This window comes from Streptomyces sp. Xyl84, from assembly GCF_059731885.1.
Genome location: NZ_AP029183.1, coordinates 1,437,888 through 1,458,064, shown reverse-complemented (window position 1 = coordinate 1,458,064; position 20,177 = coordinate 1,437,888). Strand labels below are relative to the sequence as shown.

Annotated in this window: 15 protein-coding genes; 6 read left to right on the top strand and 9 right to left on the bottom strand. The window is 73.2% G+C overall.

Annotation, left to right across the window (positions count from 1 at the left end; genetic code table 11):
• Window positions 1-21: 21 nt before the first annotated feature.
• The 8 genes from AC6I72_RS37725 to AC6I72_RS37690 all read right to left on the bottom strand — a co-directional run bounded on the left by AC6I72_RS37725 (window position 22) and on the right by AC6I72_RS37690 (window position 14,380).
• Window positions 22-5,361, bottom strand: coding sequence for a type I polyketide synthase (locus tag AC6I72_RS37725; protein WP_498006330.1), 5,340 nt, complete (start codon window positions 5,359-5,361; stop codon window positions 22-24).
• Entirely contained in the window at window positions 5,354-5,584 is a 231-nt protein-coding gene (locus AC6I72_RS37720; protein WP_366726278.1) for an MbtH family protein, read from the bottom strand. Before AC6I72_RS37720 ends, AC6I72_RS37725 begins: the two co-directional genes overlap by 8 nt.
• A gap of 30 nt (window positions 5,585-5,614) precedes the next feature.
• A complete protein-coding gene (locus AC6I72_RS37715; RefSeq protein ID WP_498006328.1) occupies window positions 5,615-10,240 on the bottom strand; it encodes an SDR family oxidoreductase in 4,626 nt (1,541 codons plus the stop codon).
• 76 nt (window positions 10,241-10,316) lie between these two features.
• Window positions 10,317-11,141 (bottom strand): mycofactocin-coupled SDR family oxidoreductase, encoded by an 825-nt coding sequence (locus AC6I72_RS37710; RefSeq protein WP_498006326.1) that lies wholly within the window; start codon window positions 11,139-11,141, stop codon window positions 10,317-10,319.
• Window positions 11,138-12,268 carry a M20/M25/M40 family metallo-hydrolase gene (locus tag AC6I72_RS37705; RefSeq protein ID WP_498006324.1) on the bottom strand — a complete coding sequence of 377 codons (1,131 nt, stop codon included), beginning with the start codon at window positions 12,266-12,268 and terminating at the stop codon, window positions 11,138-11,140. The genes AC6I72_RS37710 and AC6I72_RS37705 overlap by 4 nt, the downstream gene beginning before the upstream one ends.
• Complete coding sequence (argB, locus tag AC6I72_RS37700; protein WP_498006323.1) at window positions 12,261-13,139, bottom strand: acetylglutamate kinase; 879 nt, start codon at window positions 13,137-13,139, stop codon at window positions 12,261-12,263. The genes AC6I72_RS37705 and argB overlap by 8 nt, the downstream gene beginning before the upstream one ends.
• Before the next feature lie 78 nt (window positions 13,140-13,217).
• Complete coding sequence (gene argC, locus AC6I72_RS37695) at window positions 13,218-14,192, bottom strand: N-acetyl-gamma-glutamyl-phosphate reductase (protein ID WP_498006322.1); 975 nt, start codon at window positions 14,190-14,192, stop codon at window positions 13,218-13,220.
• A gap of 8 nt (window positions 14,193-14,200) precedes the next feature.
• Window positions 14,201-14,380: a hypothetical protein gene (locus AC6I72_RS37690; RefSeq protein ID WP_037853601.1), complete on the bottom strand. Its 180-nt coding sequence runs from the start codon at window positions 14,378-14,380 to the stop codon at window positions 14,201-14,203.
• Between the two features lie 201 nt (window positions 14,381-14,581).
• On the opposite strand from AC6I72_RS37690, the gene AC6I72_RS37685 reads away from it, so the two are divergent.
• The 6 genes from AC6I72_RS37685 (at window position 14,582) to AC6I72_RS37660 (ending at window position 19,548) form a co-directional block, all read left to right on the top strand.
• Window positions 14,582-15,904: a DegT/DnrJ/EryC1/StrS family aminotransferase gene (locus AC6I72_RS37685; RefSeq protein ID WP_498006321.1), complete on the top strand. Its 1,323-nt coding sequence runs from the start codon at window positions 14,582-14,584 to the stop codon at window positions 15,902-15,904.
• 86 nt (window positions 15,905-15,990) lie between these two features.
• Window positions 15,991-16,836 (top strand): transketolase, encoded by an 846-nt coding sequence (locus AC6I72_RS37680; RefSeq protein ID WP_498006319.1) that lies wholly within the window; start codon window positions 15,991-15,993, stop codon window positions 16,834-16,836.
• A complete protein-coding gene (locus AC6I72_RS37675) occupies window positions 16,833-17,855 on the top strand; it encodes a transketolase family protein (protein WP_498006318.1) in 1,023 nt (340 codons plus the stop codon). The genes AC6I72_RS37680 and AC6I72_RS37675 overlap by 4 nt, the downstream gene beginning before the upstream one ends.
• Window positions 17,852-18,121 carry an acyl carrier protein gene (locus AC6I72_RS37670; RefSeq protein WP_078883864.1) on the top strand — a complete coding sequence of 90 codons (270 nt, stop codon included), beginning with the start codon at window positions 17,852-17,854 and terminating at the stop codon, window positions 18,119-18,121. The genes AC6I72_RS37675 and AC6I72_RS37670 overlap by 4 nt, the downstream gene beginning before the upstream one ends.
• Window positions 18,118-19,329 (top strand): acyltransferase family protein, encoded by a 1,212-nt coding sequence (locus AC6I72_RS37665; RefSeq protein WP_498006316.1) that lies wholly within the window; start codon window positions 18,118-18,120, stop codon window positions 19,327-19,329. The genes AC6I72_RS37670 and AC6I72_RS37665 overlap by 4 nt, the downstream gene beginning before the upstream one ends.
• Window positions 19,330-19,359: 30 nt before the next feature.
• Window positions 19,360-19,548 carry an acyl-CoA carboxylase epsilon subunit gene (locus tag AC6I72_RS37660; protein WP_498006315.1) on the top strand — a complete coding sequence of 63 codons (189 nt, stop codon included), beginning with the start codon at window positions 19,360-19,362 and terminating at the stop codon, window positions 19,546-19,548.
• Between the two features lie 200 nt (window positions 19,549-19,748).
• Here AC6I72_RS37660 and AC6I72_RS37655 read toward each other — a convergent pair whose 3' ends face one another.
• Window positions 19,749-20,150, bottom strand: coding sequence for a PaaI family thioesterase (locus AC6I72_RS37655; protein WP_498006313.1), 402 nt, complete (start codon window positions 20,148-20,150; stop codon window positions 19,749-19,751).
• Window positions 20,151-20,177 lie beyond the last annotated feature (27 nt).

The window sequence follows — 20,177 nt, the reverse complement described above, 5'->3', positions numbered from 1 at the left end:
TCGTCACCCCGGGCCGGCCGGTCACCCGGCCGCGGCCGCGACGGCGTCGAGCTGCTCGGCAGTTCCCGATCCCTGTTGAGGTGCGGGAAGGCCGGCGACCGGGTCGGTCTCCTCGGCGTCCGCGGTGGCACCGCCGACCTCGGCGGCGAGGAACTCCGCGAGGGCGCGGACCGTCGGGTTGCTCCACAGGATCGTCGGCGGCAGGTCCACCGCGAAACACCGGTGCAGCCGTACCCGGAGTGCCACGGTGAGCACGGAGTCGACACCGAGCTCCAGCAGGGGCTGGTCGATCGCGATGTCGTCCACCGCGAGGTTGAGCTCGGCGGCCACCTGCTCGTGGGTCACCTTCAGCACCAGCTCCGGCAGTTCCCCGGCCGGCACGGTGGCCCAGTCGACGCCCCCGGCATCGGCGCTCTGCGCCCCCGCGTCGGTGACGGACAGGTGGGAGAACACCGGCAGCGTGTGATCCGGCATGACCCGCATCACCGCCGCGTACGGCAGCGCGAACCGGTCCGCGTAGGCCCAGCTGCGCAGCGCCTCGGAGACGGTGATGCCACCGAGTCCGCGGGACTCCGCCTCCAGGATCGTCGCCCTGCCGGTGGTCTCGCCCATGCCGCGTCCGATCCACTGCGCCCACGCGAAGCTCGTCGTACCCGTCTCCCCCCGCGAACGCCGCAAGGCGGCGAGCGCGTCCAGGAAGGAGTTCGCGGAGGCGTAGCTGACCTGGCCGGTGAGCCGTGCCAGCTGGCCGCACGAGGAGAACATCGTGAAGAAGTCCAGCGTGCCGGCCGGGAAGAGCCGGTGCAGGACCATCGCGCCGTCGGCCTTGGGGCCCATGGTGGTGTCCAGGTTCGCCGCACCGGTCTTCTCCACCAGCGCGTCGGAGACCACACCGGCGCAGTGCACGATGCCCCGGACCGGCGGCATGTCCAGAGCGCCCGGGTCCAGGGCACGGGCCGTCGCCTCGGCGTCGGAGATGTCCAGGCTGAGGACACGCACCGTGGCGCCCGCCGCCTCCAGGGCGACGACCTCGGCGATCTGCGCGGCCACGGCGGGGTCGTCCACCTGGTCCCACCGCGACCGGGAGGGAAGACCCCGCCGGCCGATGAGCACCAGACGCCTGGCGCCCTGCTCGACCAGATGGCGCGCGGCCTCCAGGCCGAGCGCGCCCAGACCGCCGGTGACCAGGTACGTACCGTCGGGGCGGCAGTCCACCGGTTCGCGCTCCGCGGGCCGCGCGACCTGGCGCAGCCGGGCGGCGGTGACGCCTTCGGAGTCGAGCGACAGTACGTCCTCGGTGTGCGGCAGAGCTCCGATGAGCGAGGCCACCTGCTGGGGTACGGCGTTCTCCGCGACGTCGATCACGCCGCCCCACAGGTCGGGGCGCTCGCCGGCGACGATGCGTCCGGCGCCCCACAGCGGGGCGTGCGCGAGCGCGGCCTCCGTCGCGCCCGCCCGTACCTCGCGGGTGAGCGCCCACACCCTGGGCCGCCGCCGCTCGTCCGGGACGGCCGCCACCTGTTGCACGGCGTCGACGAGCAGCTGCGCGCACCGGCGCGCCGCCTGCTCGGGTGCCTCCCCGGGCAGCAGCGCCTCGGGCGCCACGACGACCACGTCGGCGCAGGTGAGCGAGGCGTCGCCGATCGCGGTCGCGTCCGGTACCGCCCGTGCCCGCACTCCGCGTGCGGTGAGCGCCTCGACCAGGGCGGGGCCGCCGGCGGCGCCGCCCACCACCAGGGCCTGGGACGGGACCGGCGCGTCCGCGGGGACCTCCACCGGCTCCCAGGCGAGTTCGTGCACCAGGTCGCGCGGGCCGACCGCGCCGGAGCCGATGTCCTGGACCTTGACGTAGCGCAGCCCTCGGGCCTCGCAGACCACGGCGCCGCTCTCGTCGGCCACCGTCATGCTGATGGTGTCCGGGGTGCGCGGGTCACGCACGGTGTGTACGTGGATCCTGGGCGGCGGGGGGCCGACGAAGGACAGGGACTCCAGGTGCGAGCAGGTGCGCAGGACGTTCGAGTTCTCGTCCATCACCAGCACACCACTGGCGGTCAGCGCGGCGTCGACGACCGCGGTCCAGCTGGACGGGTGCAGCTTCGGCGTGTGGTCCACCGTGATCGTGGAGAACTGCTCGTCCTCACCGCGCAGGAGCTCCTCCACGACCCAGGGGAAGGTGTACCCGTCCACGCCCATGGTCCGGAAGATCCCGTCGACCTTGGCCCAGGTCCAGGACACCGGGCAGCGGGCCCGGATGACGTCCGGGTCCTCCATCGGACGCGCCCCGACCTCCGGCTCGTGCACGACGGTCGCGGTGGTGTGGGTGAGCCACTCGTCGTCGCGGACGCCGCCGCTCTCCTGGTCCCGCTTGATGCGGCTGGCGATGCGCACCTTGTCCTGTTCCAGCACCACCTGGACCACCCGTGTCGGGTGCGCGGCCAGCGGGATGCGGAAGACGATGTCGCGCAGTCCGCAGGCCCGTTCGCCCTCGTTGGTGGCGGCGGTGATGAACGAGTTGAGCACCACGGACGCGGGCACCGTCTCCACGCCGACGACCTTGTGCGACTGCGCGTACGGACGGTTCTCCATGTGCAGTTCGGTCTGCCAGACGCGCTGGACCGGAGCGCTGGCGACGGTGGTGCGCGCGCCGATCAGCGTGTGGGTCTGCGGGTCGTGGCCCAGGCCCGCGCCCTGTTCCGGTGCGGTGTCCGGGAAGATCCAGTACGGCTTGTGCTGCCAGCGCACCGCGGGGACGTCCACGAGGTCACCGTCGTAGGACCAGGTGACCGGAGTGCCGAGGCTGTGGAGCCGGGCCAGGTTGGCCAGCACGGTGCGCTGCTCCGGCTGTTCCCTGCGCAGGGTGATCGCCACGTGGGCGTCGGGGACCCCGGCGTCCAGTGCGGTCTCGGTGATGGAGTGGGCCACCACCGGGTGCGAGGAGACCTCCAGGAAGACCCGGGTGCCGTCGTCGAGCGCGGCCCGTACGGCCTGGTGGAAGCGGACCGGGTCGGCCAGGTTGGTGGCCCAGTACTCGCCCTCACGGGGAGCGTCGGAGCGCGGGTCCGCGAGGGCGGTGCTGTACAGCGTCACCCGGGGTGTTCCGGCCCGCAGTGCGGCGGCGGCCTGCCTGACCTCGTCGAGGATCTCCTGGACGTGCGGGCTGTGGAAGGCGACGTCGGTGTTGACCCGGCGAGCCTGGATGCCGTCGGCCTCCAGGTCCGCGAGCAGGGCCTCGACCGCGGCCGTGTCACCCGACACCACGGTCGACAGAGGGCTGGCGGCGATCGCCGCGACCACTGCGTCCCGGCCGGCGACCCGCTGTTCGACGTCGGCGAACGCCATGGGCACCATCGCCATCGCGCCACGCCCGGCGATCTTTCCGAGGGCGCGGGCGCGGCGGCAGGCGAAGCGTGCCGCCTCTGCGCGGTCCAGGCTCCCGGCCACCGCGGCGGCGGCGATCTCGCCGACCGAGTGCCCGATGATCGCGCCCGGACGCAGGCCCAGGTCCGACCACACCTCGGCGAGGGCGACCTGCATCGCGAAGGTCATCGCCTGGGTACGGACGACGGTCCACGGGCCGCCCGCCTCGATCGCCTCGCGCGGGGTCCATCCGAGCTCTTCGGAGAAGACCGGGGCGAGTTCGTCGATGACCTGGGCGAACACGGGCTCGGTGGTGAGCAGTTCCCGGCCCATGCCGGACCACTGCGCGCCGTGCCCGGAGAACACCCAGGCGGGTCCGGCCGCGCCGCCGTCACCGAACCCGGACGCCGATGCCAGGGCCACCGCGGGGGATTTCTCGCCGCCGGCCAACGCGTCCAGTCCGCCGAGCAGTTCCTCCGTGGTGCCGGCCACGACGGCGGCCCGGCGGGAGAGATGGGAGCGGCGGGCGGTGAAGGTGTGGGCGAGATCGTCCAGGGCGGTCTCGGGGTGTGCCCGCAGCCACGCGGCGACCGAGCCGGCCAGTCCTCGTACGCCCTGCTCGGAGGCGGCGGACAGCGGGAAGACCTGGGGGCGGCCCGTGGCGGCGGCGGCCGGGCGCTCGGTCCTGTCCGGGCGCGGCGGGGCCTGCTGCAGTACGGCGTGGGCGATCGAGCCGCCCACGCCGTAGCTGGAGACACCGGCGCGCATGCCGTGTTCGCCCCGCGGCCACGGCGTCGGCTCGGCGACCAGACGCAGTCCCCTGGCCTCCAGCCCGAGCCCGGGATCGGGCTCCTCGTGCGGGCTGGGCGGCAGTTCGCCGTGGCGCATCCCCAGCAGGACCTTGATCACGCCCGCGATGCCGGAGGCTGCCTCGACGTGGCCCACGTTCGGCTTCAGCGTCCCGATCAGCAGGGGGTTGTCGCCGTCCCTGCCGGGGCCGAAGACATTGCCGATGGCCTGGGCCTCCGCGGCGTCACCGAGCTGGGTGCCGGTGCCGTGCGCCTCGACGTACTGCACTGTGCCGGGGTCGATGCCGGACCGCCGGTAGATTTCTTCCAGCATGCGCTGCTGGGCACTGCCGTTGGGGGCCATCATGCCGTCGGAGCGGCCGTCCTGGAAGACACCGCTGGCCAGGACGAGCCCGTGCACCGGGTCACCGTCGCGCACCGCGTCGGACAGTCGCTTGAGCACGACGACTCCGCCGCCCTCGCCGCGCCCGTAGCCGTCGGCCGCCTTGTCGAACGACTTGCTGCGGCCGTCCGGGGAGGTCGCGGAGGCCGCGTCCAGGGCCACGACCAGCGCCGGCGAGGCCATGATGTTGATGCCGCCGACGATGGCCACGCTCGTCTCGCCCCTGTGCAGCGCCTGGCCCGCGACGTGCAGGGCGGTCAGGGATCCGGCGCAGGCGGTGTCCACGGCCATGCTGGGGCCGTGCGCGTCCAGGAAGTACGAGATGCGGTTGGCGATGCCGTAGAAGGTGGTGCCGTTCACGGCCCAGGCGCCCGTGCGGTCCAGGTCTTCGAGCAGGCGGCGGCCGTAGTCGTTGGAGTTCGCCGCCACGTAGACGCTCGCGTCGGTGCCGGCCAGCGAGGTCGGCGGCAGTCCGGCGTCGCACAGGGCTTCCCAGGCGAGTTCGAGCATGATCCGCTGCTGCGGGTCGATGTACTCGGCCTCGCGGGGCGTGATCTGGAAGAACTCGGCGTCGAAGCCCTCGATGTCCCGCATGAACGAACCCTTGCGGGTGGTCGTGCGCAGGATGTCGCGGGTGCGGCTGTCCGTCACGTACGGGTCCCAGCGCCGGTCGGGCATCTCGCCCACCGCGCTGCCCCCGGCGCGCAGGAACTCCCAGAGCCGGCCGGGGGTGTCGAGGTCGGGGGCGAACCGGCAGCTCATGCCGATCACCGCGAGGGGCTCCACGGGCGGGTTCTGCACATTCTCAGCCAACGCGCTCTGCTCCCTTGTCGTCACCGGCGCGGCGCAGGCTCAGCGGCCGCAGATCAGTCCATACCTCGGCTATGTGTGCCAGGCAGTCGCTCTTGGGGCCTTGGAAGCCCTCCGCGGCCCAGCCGGCCGGGACGTCCTGCCCGGCGGGCCAGATCGAGTACTGCTCCTCGTGGTTGCGCACCACGAGGTACGTGCGCTCGTCCGAACTCACTCCCACTCCCATCGGTCATGCGGTGATGTGCGGTCCTGCGGGTCAGCCGCGCGCGGGCCGGGCTTTCTCCCGGTCGTTGCCGGCGGGCGGGAAGGACGCGTCGAGCGTCCGGATGTACCCGGCCAGCTGGGCCGAGGAGTACAGGGCCCGGGTGCGCAACAGCTCGTCCAGCTCACCGGGCTCCACGGGGGCGGTGAAGCGGCGCAGGGTGCGGGGGGCCGTGGCGGACGGATCCGCGGCCAGCCGGGCGGCGGCCTGCCCTGCGATGCCCGCCACCCAGACCCGGCCGGGGTCCAGCTCGCCCACGGCGGTGTACCACGCGTGGTCCGGGCAGGGGCTCAGTGCATGACCGGCGGCGCGCAGAGCGGCCAGCAGGTCCTCTGTCGTGCCGACGGCGGCCGGGACGGCGTCCAGGTAGCGGGTGCCCGGTTCGGTGTGATCGCGGTCGGCCAGCAGCACCGCCCGGGCCACGGCGTCGGCGGGCAGCGCCTGGAACAGTTCGTTGCCCGGCTGCGCGAAGCTCTCGGGGAAGCCGCTGGTCTCGATCATCGCCCGGCACCAACTCCACACGGCGTCTGCGGGGTTGATCTGGTACCGCCGCTGATCGCCGAAGACGCTGGGAATCCTGATCACCGCGGCGGGTACGTCCAGTTCGGCTGCCAGGTGGAGGTACTGCTCGGCCACCGCCTTGGAACGCACGTATCCGTTCGCGGCGGACGGCAGTGCCTTCAGCGGGCCCGGCGGCACGGTCGAGCCGGGCGGGTACGCGGCGGAGTCGGCCACCGAGCTGGTGGACACCACAGTGAGAGCCGAGCGGCGGCCGCGGGCCGCGAGTTCCAGCAGACCTGCCATGCAGTGCGTGTTCGCCGCGGCCAGCCGCTCGTACGGGTAGACGTGGTTCACCCAGGCCGCGGCGTGGATGATGCGGCCCGCCCGGTCGGCCAGGCGGTCGCGGTCCGGTCCGGCGAGGCCGAGCCCGGGTTCGGCGATGTCGCCGTCGACCAGTTCCAGCCGTGCGGCGTGCTCCTCGTGCCACAGCCCGAGGTCCGCCATCCCCGCCACCAGCTCCTCCCGGCGGGCGGTCCCGCCGCGGAGCAGGCAGATCACCCGGGCCCCCGCGGCAAGGAGTTCGGCGAGCACGAACCGGCCGACGAAGCCCGTGGCCCCGGTGAGCAGGACTGTGTCGCGGTCCGCGTCCGCCCGGGCCCCCGGGCGGGGGATCCCGGCGGCCCGGGCGGCCAGGTCGGCGCGCACGTCGGCGAGTTCGGCCGCCGCGTCCTGTCCCGGCTCCGGCGCCGCGGCCCTCTGCGCCGCGGTACGTGCCGCGTCCACCTCGTCGGCCAGCGGCTGCAGTTGAGGGCGGCGGAAGAGGGTCTCCACCGGCATCTCGACGCCGAAGGCCGTGCGTATCCGGGCGACGAGGTGCATCACCATCAGGGAGTGGCCGCCGAGTTCGAAGAAGCTGTCCTCGCCGCCCACCGCGGGGACGCCGAGCAGCTCCTGCCAGATCTCGGCAAGTTGCCGCGCGGTGTCGCTGCGGGGCGCCTCGCCGCGCGGTCCGGCCGGCGCCGCGTGCTCCTTGCGGTCGGTCAGGGCCCGGCGGTCCAGCTTGCCGTTCCGGGTCAGGGGCAGCTCGTCGAGGACGGTGACCGAGGCGGGCACCATCCATTCCGGCAGGGAGCGCAGCAGGGTCCGGCGAATCCCGGTGCCGCTGACGCCGGCGTTCCCCTCGGCCGGTACGACGTAGGCCGCCAGGACGGCGGCGCCCACCCGGTCGCGTTCCACCACCACGGCGGCACGGGCGACGACGGCCAGGGCGTCCAGCGCCGCCCGGACCTCACCCGGCTCGATCCGGTGCCCGCGGATCTTCACCTGGTCGTCGGCGCGGCCCAGACAGACCAGCTCTCCGTCGCCGCGGCGGACCGCCAGGTCGCCGCTGCGGTACATACGGGCGCCGGGACGTCCGGCGAACGGGTCGGGGAGCATGCGCTCCGCGGTCAGCCCCGGGTTGGCGACGTAGCCCAGGCTCACCCCGTCCCCTCCGACGAAGATCTCCCCGGGTACACCGGTGCCGACCGGACGCAGGGAATCGTCCAGCAGGTACAGGGACAGGTCGGCGAGCGGAGGTCCGATCGGGGACGCCGTCCCGGCGAGGTCCTTCTCGCGCAGCGGCCGCGCGGTGACGTGCACGGTGGTCTCGGTGATCCCGTACATGTTGATCAGTTCCGGCCGCCGGTCGCCGTACACACGCGTCCAGGGACGCAGCGCGGTGGGATCGAGTGCCTCGCCGCCGAACACCACGTACCGCAGCGCCGCCGGGTCGGGGTGCTTCAGCAGGGTCTCGCTCACCTGGCCGAACGCGGACGGGGTCTGGCTCAGCACGGTGACCCGCTCGTCCCGTACGAGTTCGGCGAAGACGTCGGGGGCGCGGGTCGCCCACTGCGGGACGACCACCAGCCTGCCGCCGTGCAGCAGCGCACCCCAGATCTCCCAGACGGAGAAGTCGAAGGCGTAGGAGTGGAACAGGGTCCATACGTCGTCCGGCCCCACCCTCAGATGCTCGTCGCAGGCGGTGAACAGCCGGAGCACGTTGCGGTGCGTGACGAGCACGCCCTTGGGGCGGCCGGTGGATCCCGAGGTGTAGATGACGTAGGCGGGCGCGTCCGCGGGTACGTCCACGGCAGCCGGGCCGGGGGTCTGCTCCCGCCATCCGGGGTCCTGCCAGTCCACCACGAGGATGCGCGGTCCGTCGTCCAGTTCCTCCAACGCGGGTGCCGACGCGGTGGCCGGGGTGGTCAGCACGGTCCGGACCCGGCACTCGGTGAACTGGTCAGCGGTGCGTCCGGCGGGATTCTCCGGGTCGACGGGCAGGTAGGCGGCACCCGCGCGAAGCACGCCGAGAACGGCGGCGGGCAGGTCCACGGTGCGGTCGAGGACGAGGCCGACGATGCTGCCGGGTCCCTCACCCCGCTCTTGCAGGGCGGCGGCGATCCGGTCGGCTCGTGCGGACAGTTCCGCGTAGGTGAGCCGGTCCCGCTCGTCGGAGACGGCGGGGGCGTCGGGCCGCCGAGCCGCCTGCGCGGCGAACACCCCGTGCAGGGTCCGGGCCGGCCGGGCGACGCCCCCCTCGGCCGTCACCGGCGCGCGGGCCGGGATCACCACGGACTCGCCGGGAGCGAGCATCTCCAGGTCCGCCACCGGGGTGTCCGGTGCGGCCAGCCCGGCGCGCAGCAGCGTCTTGAGCCAGCCGGCCCAGCGGGCCACCGTCTGCGCGTCCAGCAGTTCGTCGTCGTAGGGCACGTAGCCCACGACCTCGTCGCCCTCGCACCACAGTTCGGCCATCAGGTCGTAATGGGTGGCTCCGCCGTCGAGTTCGGCGAAGGTGACGTCGATGCCCGGCATGGCCGGCGGGGTGGGGGCGCCGTCACGCAGCGAGAAGGAGGTCTGGAAGATCGGTGTCTCCCCGGGGCGCCGCGAGGGCCGCAGCTCGCGCACCAGCATGTCGAACGGCACGTCCTGATGGGTCATCGCCTCGCTCAGGGCGGTTCCGGTGCGGCGTATCAGGGTGTGCAGGTCCGGCCGGTCACCGACCTGGACGTGGATCGGCAGCCAGTTCAGGAAGTACCCGATCATCTGCTGCATCTCCGCGCGCGGCCGCCCGGCCACCGGTACACCGACCACCAGCGAGTCCGACCGCACGAGGCGGGAGAGCAGGGCTATGTACCCTGCGAGGAACGCGCCCAGGAGGGTGGTGTCGTGCTGCCGGGCCGCTTCGCGCAGCCCGGCGACCAGGTCGGCGTCGAACCGTACGTGGTGGAACTTCCCCTGGCTGCCGCGGACCGCGGGCCGGGGACGGTCGGTGGGCAGGTCGAGACTGTCCGGGGCGCCGTCCAGGCGGTCGCGCCAGTGATCGAGGGTGCGCCGCATCGTCGTGCTGTCGACCGTGGCCCGCTGCCATGCGGCGAAGTCGGGGTAGTGCAGGTCGAGCGGGGGCAGCTCCCCCGGTGCCCCCAGCTCGCGGGCGTACAGCTTGCCGAGGTCGTCGAGCAGGATGCCCAGCGACCAGTTGTCGGAGACGATGTGGTGCTGCACCACGGCCAGCAGGTGTTCGTGTTCCCCCGTCCGGTACAGCGTGCAGCGCACCAGGGGTCCTTCTTCGAGGTCGAAGTCCTCGGTGACCAGTGCGGAGGCCTGCTGCCGGGCGGCGAGGGCGGGATCGGCGGCGGTGCGGCAGTCGACCCGCTCCAGCGGGAGATCGAGCTGTTCCCGTACCACCTGGTAGGGGCGGCCGTCGCGCTGCCGGAACACGGTGCGCAGTGCCTCGTGCCGTCGGCCGAGCTGCCGCAGTGCCCGCTCCAGCGCGTCGGGGTCCAGTTCGCCTTCGAGGCGCAGGGCGACCGGGACGTGAAAGATCTCGCGCCGGGTCAGCAGCTCGTACATGAACCACAGCCGCTCTTGCTCGAAGGAGCAGGGGGCCTCGGGCGCACCGCCGGCGCGACGGGTGATGCCGAGGCCGGCGCCCTGACGGGCCAGCAGTCGCTCCACCAACCGGCGTTTTTCCGGGCTCAGTTCGGCCAGCCGCGAGCGCAGGGCGGCGAGATCGGGCGGCACCGCGGCGGCCACCGGCGTGTCCGGCAGGGACCGTGGCTGCTCGGTGGGCAGATCCATGGCAGAGGACTCCTTGTCGGGTCGGCGGTCCGCGGCAGGGCAGGTCGTTCGCGTGGACGTGGTGCGGGCGGGCGGCTCAGTGGGCGGTGAAGCCGCCGTCCACCAGGAGTTCGGTGCCGGTGACACCGCCGGACCGGTCACCGGCCAGCCAGAGGCAGGCGGCCGACACCTCCGCGGCGGTGACCAGTCGGCCGATCGGATGCAGCGCCGCCGACGTGCGCTCGTAGTCGGGCAGTTCGGCGCCCATCGACGCGGCCACGGCGCGGGTGCTGCGGGTGCCCAGTGCGGCGTCGTCGGCCACGGTGGTGGGACAGACCGCGTTGGCACGTATGCCGTGGCGTCCGTACTCCAGCGCGATGGACTTGGTCAGTCCGATCACGCCGTGCTTGGAGGCGACGTAGTTGGCGTACCGCTCGAAGGCGACGCGTCCGCCGGTGGAGGCGGTGTTGACGATCCGTCCGCCGCCCCGCTCGACCATGTGCGGCAGCACTGCGCGGCAGGTGCGCCAAGTGCCGCTCAGGTTGACGTCCAGCGCCAACTGCCACTGTTCCTCGCTGAGTTCGTGTACGCGGACGCCGCCGGGACCGAGGACGCCCGCGTTGTTGAGCAGGACGTCGATCCGGCCGAACGCGTCGAGCCCGGCGTCCACCACCTTGTCCACGTCCGCCTGGTGGCGTACGTCGGCGACTCCGGTCAGGACGCGGCTGCCGAGCCTTCGGCAGGCTTCCGCGGTCTCCTCCAGGTCACGCCGGCCGGCCATCGGGTAGGGGCCGTCGTCGGGGGCGCAGCGGTCGAGGAGGATCAGGTCCGCGCCCTCGCGGGCGAAGGCCAGCGCGTGCGACCGGCCCAGCGCGCGAGCAGCACCGGTGATCAGGGCGACGTCGCCGTCGAGCATCATCATGCCTCCAGCAGCTCGGGCGCGCCGGTGGTCCGCGGCGGCGCCGCGAGGCGGCTCGCCAGCCGGGGCAGCGCGAGGGCCAGGACGTCGATCGCGCGGTACAGGTCGCCGAGCGGGATGTGTTCGTCGGTGGTGTGGTCCAGGTGGGCGTCGCCCGGCCCGTAGGCGGCCATGGGGATGCCCCAGGGGGCGAGGGTGTTCATGTCCGAGGTGCCGGCCTTGCGTTTGAGCGTCGGGCGGACTCCCTGGGCGGCTATCGCGGCGCGGAGCTGGCTCACCACGGGGTCGGTGCGCGGCCGGGTCACTCCGGGGACCCGTTCGTCCACCCGGATGCGGCTGTGCGGTCTGCTGCGGGCGAAGCGTTCCAGCGCGGCGAAGTCGAACCCCGGCGGCACCCGGCAGCTCAGGAAGGCCTCGGCCTCGGCCAGATCGCCGTGCAGCCGGACGAGCGTCGCGGCGGCGACCCCGAAGGCGACCGGGTCGTCCTGTTCGGGCGAGAGTCCCCGCAGATACTCCTGTATGTCGTGGGCGAAGCGGGCGGCGCACTCCACGGCGGTCGGCTCCGGGCTGCTGGTGTGCAGGGGTGGCCGGCTGATCTCGTAGCCGATGCCGATACGTCCCTTGTAGCCCAGGCAGACGCCGTCCCAGCCGCTCGGTTCGCCGATCACGAGCGCCGCCGGGGGCGGCACCGTGGCCAGCACGTGGTGGGCGCCGCGGGAGCCGGCGACCTCCTCGCCGACCGCGCCGATCACGTGCACGCGTACTCCCTCGGTGCGGGCCGCGGCACAGATCATGGTGACGATGGAGCCCTTCGCGTCCACCGCGCCGCGGCCGTAGAGCAGATCGCCGACCTGGACCACCGGTACCTGTCCGGGGACGGTGTCGATGTGTCCGAGCAGCATGACGGTGGGGCCCGTGCGCGGGCCGATCAGGCCGTGCACGTTGCCGACCTCGTCGACGTACGAGTCGAGGCCCAGCTCGGCCATCCGGTCGGCGAGGAAGCGGGCGACGGGCAGTTCCCGGCCGGAGACCGAGGGGATGCCGAGCGCGGCCCGCAGGAGCCAGGCCGGGTAGTCCCCGTCGCCCGCCGCGGGGCGGGTACGGTCGGCGGTGCGCTGGTGGTCAGCCATCTTCGGGCCTCTCCCCTTCGTCGCACAGCCGGCTGCCGGCACCGGAGAGGGCCTGGTGGATCGGCCGGTGCAGATGCGCGGCGCCGATGGCCACCTGCCGCACGGTCCTGCTGGCCCGCAGCCCGGCGCGTACCTTGTGCCGCATCCGTCCTCGGACGACGTCGCCTTCCAGGTGGTGCGGGCCCACCCGCGCGATCCGGGTGGCGGGGTCGCCGAGGTCGGCCAGGACGCCACCCACATCGGTGAGCAGGACCAGGGCCGACGCGTCCAGGGCGGTCGCCAGCCGGGCCGCCGCCTCGTCGGCGTCCACGTTGAGCAGGTTGCCCGCGGCGTCGCTGGCCGGCGGGGAGACCACGGGGACGTGCCCCCGGTCCAGCACCGCGCGGACCGGCGCGGGGTCGACGCGCTCGATGCGGCCGGACCGGTCGTCCCGGATCAGTACGGTCCGGCCGTCCTGCACGGAGCGCAGGGCCGGTTTGCGGGTGGCGGTCAGCAGGGCGCCGTCCGCGCCGCTCAGGCCCACCGACCGTGCGCCGCGTGCCCGTAATCCGCTGATCAGACGTGGTTTCACCCGCCCGAGCAGGGCGAGGGTGATGACATCGAGCATGGCCGCGTCCGTGCGACGGCTGTGCGTGCCGTCCGGGGACCTGATCACCCGCCGCTCCACGCCGAGTTGTTCCGACAGCAGGTCGGCGACTGCTCCGCCGCCGTGGACGAGTACCGTCGGCCGGCCGGCGAGCGCCAGTTCGGCCACCTCGTCCAGTACGGGCTCCGGGTCGCTCCCGCCGCCGATCTTGACCACGATCGGCCCGTCGTGCGCGAACCCGCCGATCAGCGGGTTCGGCTCGTGCCCCCTCGGATCCTGCGCCATGTTCCCCGCTCACCTCCCCTCGTCTCGTGCCGCTGTTCCCCTCGCGCCGTTCGGACGGGCCGTGTTCACGGGCCGGCATCAGGCGGGGTGCAGTCCGGTGAATTCCAGTCCGGCGTCCTGTGGCATGCCGGCCGCCACGTTCAGGCTCTGCACCCCGCCCCCCGCGGCCCCCTTCACGAGGTTGTCCAGCGCGGCGACCAGGACGATGCGGCCGCCGTCCTCGTCCACGGCGCAACCGATGTCGACGAAATTGGTGCCGCCGAGGAACTGCGGATCGGGCATCCGGTGCACCCCGCGCCCGCGGGACACGATCCGGACGAACGGGTGGTCTCGGTAGGCGCGCTGCAGCACGTGCAGCACCTCGCGGCGGGTGACCGGCCGCGGGGGTGTGACATGGCAGAGCACCTGCGCGCCGCGCACCGTGGGGACGGCGGTCACCGTCATCCGGGCACGCACCCCGGCCAGTGCGGCGATCTCCTTCTCGTGCCGGTGTCCCGCGGGCTTGTAGACCCGGAAGGCGTTGCCGCGCTCCGCGTGGTGCGAGGCAGGGCTCGGCTCCGCTCCGGAGCCCGACGACCCGGCCCGGGCGTCCACCACCACGTCGCCGGCCACCAGACCACTGCGCTGGACCGGAGCCAGGGCCAGGACGGCCGCGGTGGCCATGCATCCGGGCACGCTGATCCGGGTGGCGCCGACGAGTTCGCCGGCGAACAGCTCGGGCAGGCCGGTCCGGTAGGCGGTGCCGTCCGCCGAGGGCCGGCCGCCCCGGAAATCGGGGCTCAGGTCCACGATGGTCGTGGCCCGGCCCGTCACCGCTGTCTCCACCTCGGCGGAGGCGCCGGAGGGCAGGGCCAGGAACGCCGCGTCCACCGGCTCCAGCTCCTCGGGGGACCGGAAGGCCAGGGCGAGATGATGCAGGTTGGGGTGCACCTCTGCCACCGGCCGGCCCGCATGCCGCCGCGAAAGCGCCTGTGCCAGTTCCAGCTTGGGGTGGGCATGCACCAGCCGCAGCAGTTCACCTCCGGTGTATCCGGCCGCGCCGACGACGCTCACCTTCACGACTACTCGCCCCAGTCCTCTTCGACCTCCGGAGCGAGGGCCAGCACCACGGGCCCGGTCGCCACGACCTCGAGCTCGCTCGAACACTGTCCGCAGACCACGATCTCGGCGGCGAGCACATCAGGGCGTACCTCCAGCGTCCCGGCGCACTCGGGACACGGCACGCTCAGCGCCGTAGTCATGTGTTGCCTCCTGTAGATTGTGTGATGAGCGTCTCCAAGAACACTGCAGAAGCTAACACAGACTCCACAAGGGCACACCCCCAAAGATCAGTTGATTCAGACTGTCGACAGTCTCTCCGGGATGCGGCAACAATGGGGCGCCGAGTACGCAGACTCTGCACAGTGGGGAACTCGCAGCCGTACGACCGGAGGTACCCGTCCATGCCCGAGCTCGCCCACGCCACGACCCGCCTGGCCCTGCTCGGCGGAGACCGGGCCGTACCGAAGGACAGCGTGGGCGGCACCTGGCCGCTGGTCACCACCGCCGACGAACAGGCCGTGCTGCGGGTGTTGCGCGAGGGCCCGCTGAACGCCGCCTCCCCCGGAGAACGCGAGGTCGGCGGCCTGGAACGGGCCTGGGCGCAGGCCACCGGGACCCGGCACTGTGTCGCTGTCGCCTCCGGCACCGCCGCACTGCATCTGGCCCTGCGCGGCTGCGGGATCGGTCCGGGCGACGAGGTGATCGTCCCGGCACTGACCATGAACGCGACCGCCCACGCGGTGTGCGCGGCAGGCGCCACACCCGTGTTCGCCGACGTGGATCCCGACACGTACACACTCGACCCGCGGTCCGCCGCAGCGGTCTGCGGACCGCGAACCGCCGCGCTCCTGCCGGTACATCTGCACGGACTGCCGGCCGACATGCGGGCGCTGGACGAACTGGCCGGCCGACGGGGCGTCCCCGTCGTGGAGGACGCGGCCCAGGCACACGGCGCGCAGCTCGACGGGCGCCGGGTCGGCGCCCTCGGCAAGGCGGGCTGCTTCAGCCTGCATCCCCACAAGAACCTGCCGAGCTGTGGTGAGGGGGGACTGATCACCACCGACGACGACAGCCTGCACGAACAGCTGGTACGGCTGCGCAACTTCGGCGAGCTGGAACCCACCGGGGCTCGCAGCTACATCGCCCACCGGGCCGCCCTCAACGCCCGGATCACACCGATGGCAGCCGCGTTCACCCGCTCCCAGCTGGCCCGCTTCGACGACTACGCCCGCCGCCGCGAGCCGGGAATCCGCCGGTTCCTGAACCGGCTGGCTCAGCTGCCCGGACTGCGGGTGCCACAGGTCCCGGCCGGACGCACCCACGCCTGGCACATCCTGCGGCTGATGCCGGACCCGGAGGCGTTCGGCCTCGGGCCCGAGCACCGCTGCGCCCTGCGCGCCGCCCTGCACCGGATCCTGCGGGCCGAGGGGGTGCCCGTCTCCCGGTACCAGGTCGCTCCGCTCGCGGCGCAGCCCGCGTTCCGTCCCCCGGGTGCGTCCCCGGCGGACGCCGCGGACCAGGTGGACGCCCTCCTCCCGGTGACCGTCGCCGTCGTCGACGGATCGCTGTGCCTGCAGCGCCGGCACCTCGATCCGGCCGCCGGGCCCCTGCTGCAGTCGTACGCCGACGCGTTCGAGAAGGTCTGGCAGAACCTCGAACTCGTCCGCCGGATGGCCACCTCCCGCTCCGCTCCCGGCTGGCGGGAGGCGCTGCGCCAGGGGTGAGCCGCCCGCCGCTCCCCCGCCGGTTCCTCCGCTCCACGTCCTGGTCCACGTCCCGGACCGACGCCCGTCCGAAGGGAATCCGCACGATGGCCGTACCCCTCACCGGCCCACCGCAGCCACCCGCCCCCGCGCCGCCTCCGCAGCCGCTCGACCCGGCGGACATGGCCCGGCGGATCCGCCAGGACGTGATCCGCATGGCGGGCGGGCCCGAGGGCGCGCACGTCGGCGGCAGTCTGTCGTGCGCGGACGTCCTGGCCGTCCTGCACACCCGGCTCCTGCGTCCGGGCGACTCGTTCGTGCTGAGCAAGGGGCACGCCGCACCCGCGCTGTACAGCACGCTGGTCCAGCTCGGAAGGCTCCCGGCGGACGAGCTCGACAGCTACACCGCGCCGGGCAGCCGGCTGTTCGGCCACCCCTCGCACGACCTGCCCGGAGTCGAGTTCGCCACCGGTTCCCTGGGCCACGGACTCGGCCTGTCGGTGGGCCTGGCCATCGCCGAGCAGCTGCACGGCGGCGACGGACGCGTGTACACCCTGCTCGGAGACGGTGAACTGCAGGAGGGCAGTGTCTGGGAGGCCGCCCTGCTCGCCGGTCACCGCAGGCCGCCCGGGCTGGTCGCGGTGGTGGACCGCAACGGGCTGCAGATCACGGGCGGTACGGAGGACTGCGTCGGACTCGAACCGCTGGACGCCAAGTTCGCGGCGTTCGGCTGGGAGACACGCACCGTCGACGGACACGACCTGCCCGCGCTGTACGAGGCCCTGCAGCCGTCCCCGGGCGGTCCGGTCGCGGTGCTCGCGCGCACCGTGAAGGGCCGCGGGGTGCCGTTCCTCGAGGCCCGCGTGGCCGGTCACTACGCCAAGCTCAAACCGGCCCTGGTCAGCAGGGCCCTGGCCGCGCTCGGCCACCCCGTGCAGGGAGGTACGGCGTGACGACGGCGCGCCCCGCCGAGCAGACCCCGCAGCCGGTCCTCGGCCCGGATCCCCGGGCCGCGTACCGCGAGGCGCTGCTGGAACTGGCCGCCGCCGACAGCCGCGTGGTCTGTCTCGACTCCGACACCGGCGGCCTGGAGAACACCTTCGGCGAGCGCTTCCCGGACCGGTACGTCAATGTCGGGATCGCGGAGGCGAACCTGATGACGGTGGCCGCCGGACTCGCCCGCCGCGGATTCCTTCCCTACGTGCACACGATGGCCACCTTCGCCACGATGCGCGCGGGCGAGTTCCTCAAGCTGGACGTCGTGGGAAACCGGCTACCCGTACGGGTGGTGGCCACCCACGGCGGTCTCTCCGCCGCCCACTTCGGCACCAGCCACTTCGCGCTGGAGGACCTCGCGGTGACCCGCGCCCTGTCCGACCTGACCGTCGTCGTACCCGGTGACGCACGCCAGATCGGCCCTGCCATGCGCCAGTTGCACGAGGTGCCCGGTCCCGCCTACCTGCGGCTGGGCCGCTCGGCCACCCCCGTGCCGCCGGGGCCTGCCCCCGCCTTCCGGCTGGGCCGCGCCCGGGTCCTGCGCGAGGGCGCCGACGTCACGCTGGTGGCCGCGGGACCGCTGCCCCTGCTCCTCTCGCTGGAGGCCGCGGCAGAACTGGCTGCCGACGGCACCGAGGCGCAGGTCCTGGACCTGCACACCCTGCACCCGTTGGACCACGAGGGCCTGTTGGCGGCGTGCCGGGGCCGCGCCGGAGTGGTGACGGTGGAGGAGCACCGGCCGCAAGGCGGGCTGGGCGACGCGGTCACCGAGGTGGTCGCCGCCGAACTGGCTCTCCCGGTGCGCCGCGTGGCCGTACGAGGCCGTCCCGGCGTGCGCGTCGCCGGCCAGCGGGCCGCGCTGGAGCAGCTCGGCGTGAGCACCGGCGCGGTGGCGGACGCGGCCCGGCACCTGCACGCAGCACGAGCCGAATCACCGGCGCAGCACACTGCCGCCGGCCCAACCATGAGGGGATGACGATGGCGAGCCCTGGGCTGGTCCACGACGAAGACCGCATCCGTTACGTGCAGAGCGTGTTCCGACGCGTACTCCGTCTGGAACAGGACGCGGCCCCCGACGACGACTTCTTCGTGCTCGGCGGAACCTCGCTGGCCGCCATGGAAGTGATCGACCTGATCGAGCGGGAACGGGGGCTGCGCATCCCCGTACGGAACTTCTACCGCTCCACCGTGGTGCGCGCGCTGGCCCTCGAGCTCGACCCGTCCCGCAGGGAGGCCCCATGACCATCCAGAGACCGGCGGCGGCACCACAGCTGTCCGTCGCCACGCCCGATCACCGGGTCCACCGGCTTCCGTCCCTGACCGGGCTGCGGTTCTTCGCCGCGTTCCTGGTGGTGATCTCGCACGTCGGGACCAACCTGCTGCCGCGGGTGGCTCCGGATCAGACGTTCGCGATCAGGGTCCTGTACGAGTGCGGTGCCTTCGGGGTGTCGTTCTTCTTCATCCTGAGCGGGTTCGTGCTGACCTGGGTCGCCCGGGACGAGGACTCCGTGGGGCGGTTCTGGCGGCGCCGCTTCTTCAAGATCTATCCGAACCATCTGGTCACGCTGCTCGCCGCCCTTCTGCTCGCGGCGGGCGCGGGCCATGCCCTGTCGGGACGCGACGCGAGCACGACACTGCTGCTGGTGCAGTCCTGGATCCCGGACATGAAGCTCCAGTACAACCTGTGGTCGAACACTCCGACCTGGTCGCTCGCCTGCGAAGTGCTCTTCTACCTGGCGTTCCCGTGGCTCCTGAAGCTGCTGCGGAAGATCCCGCCGGCCCGCCTGTGGGTGACGTTCGCGGTGGTCTACGCGGCGATCTGGGCGGTGCCGCTGGTGGCTTCCTGGATGCCGACGTCCGGGGGTGTCCACCCGGGCACCGGCCAGAACTGGCTCTCCATGTGGTTCATGACGTTCTTCCCGCCGGTGCGGATGCTGGAGTTCGTGCTGGGCATCGTGACGGCGCTGATCGTCGTCAACCGGCGGTGGATCCGGCTGCCGTTCGCCGTGTCGCTCGTGTTCCCCCTGATTCCGCTCGTCGCCGAGGGCAGCATGCCCGACGAGCTCGGGTTCGTGGCGCTCACGTCGCTGCCGCTCGCCTTCCTCGTCGCGGCCGTCGCCAGCGCCGACATCAACGGCCGCAACGGCCGGACCTGGCTCGGCAGCAGGCCCCTGGTGTTCCTGGGCGAGATCTCCTTCGCCCTCTACCTCGTGCACTGGCTGGTGGTGGCCTACGGCTGGATCGGCCGCAGCTCCCCCGCCTGGGGGGCTCGGCCGGAGCCCTCGACATGGCCGGAGATCCTCGGCCTGGCGGGTCTGACCATCGCCTCCAGCCTGGTGCTGGCGTGGCTGCTGTACACGCTGGTGGAGCGGCCGGTCATGAGGCGGTGGAGCCGGCCCCGCGCGGCCCGGACCGAGGGCGTGCTCACCGCCGCCCCGGAACGGGGCTGAGCCCTGTCCCGGCAGACCGGCCCCGCCTGGTTGCTCCGGGTCGAGAGGGGACACGCGGAGCCCGAGGAACTCGCGGCTCTCACCGCCCTGCTGCTGGTCTGCGCCGCGGCCCGGCGGCAGGCCGGGGGCGGTGTCCCCTCCCGGGACCACTCCCCCGCCGGCCGGCGGCGCCCGCTGCGCATTCCGCAGTTCCGGGCGCCGCACAGCTGGCAGGGCTGAGAGCCGCGGACAGAAGCGGGATCCGGTCAGCGGACGGTGTCCGGTGCGTGCGATCGCTCGGCGCCGGAAGGTCCTTGTGGCGCACCTGCCAGGGCCTTCCGGCGCCGCGGCGAGGGCGCGCCGGGCGCCCCTCGCCGTGGCCTGCTTCTGTTCCGGAGCTCTGGGGCCGTCCCCCTTCCTGTCCGTCCGTGATGCCGGAGTCAGCGGAGGTTGTGCAGCCGGACCTGTCCACGGGCGACGAGCCGGCCCGCCGCGTCCACCGTCTCCACCGACCAGACCTGTTGGGTGGCGCCGCGGTGGACCGGCAGGGCCGTCGACGTGAGACGGCCGTCGGCCACGGTCGCGGGAGCGAAGAAGTCCGTGCTGTTGCTGACCCCGACCACGGTCCCCCGGTCGCCCAGCCAGCGGTCCGCTGCCGCGCTGGCGACGGACTCGACCACAGCGCAGTGCACCCCGCCGTGCAGTATCCCGTGAGGCTGCAGCAGGTCGGCGCGCACCGACCAGTACGCCACCGCCCGGTCCGGGTCGATCCGCTCGAACTGCAGGCCCAGGTGCTCGACGTAGGGCCCAAGTCGGCTGTCGGTCTTGTCAGTTGTCGTCATGTATCGAGTATTTCAGCTTTTGTCGTG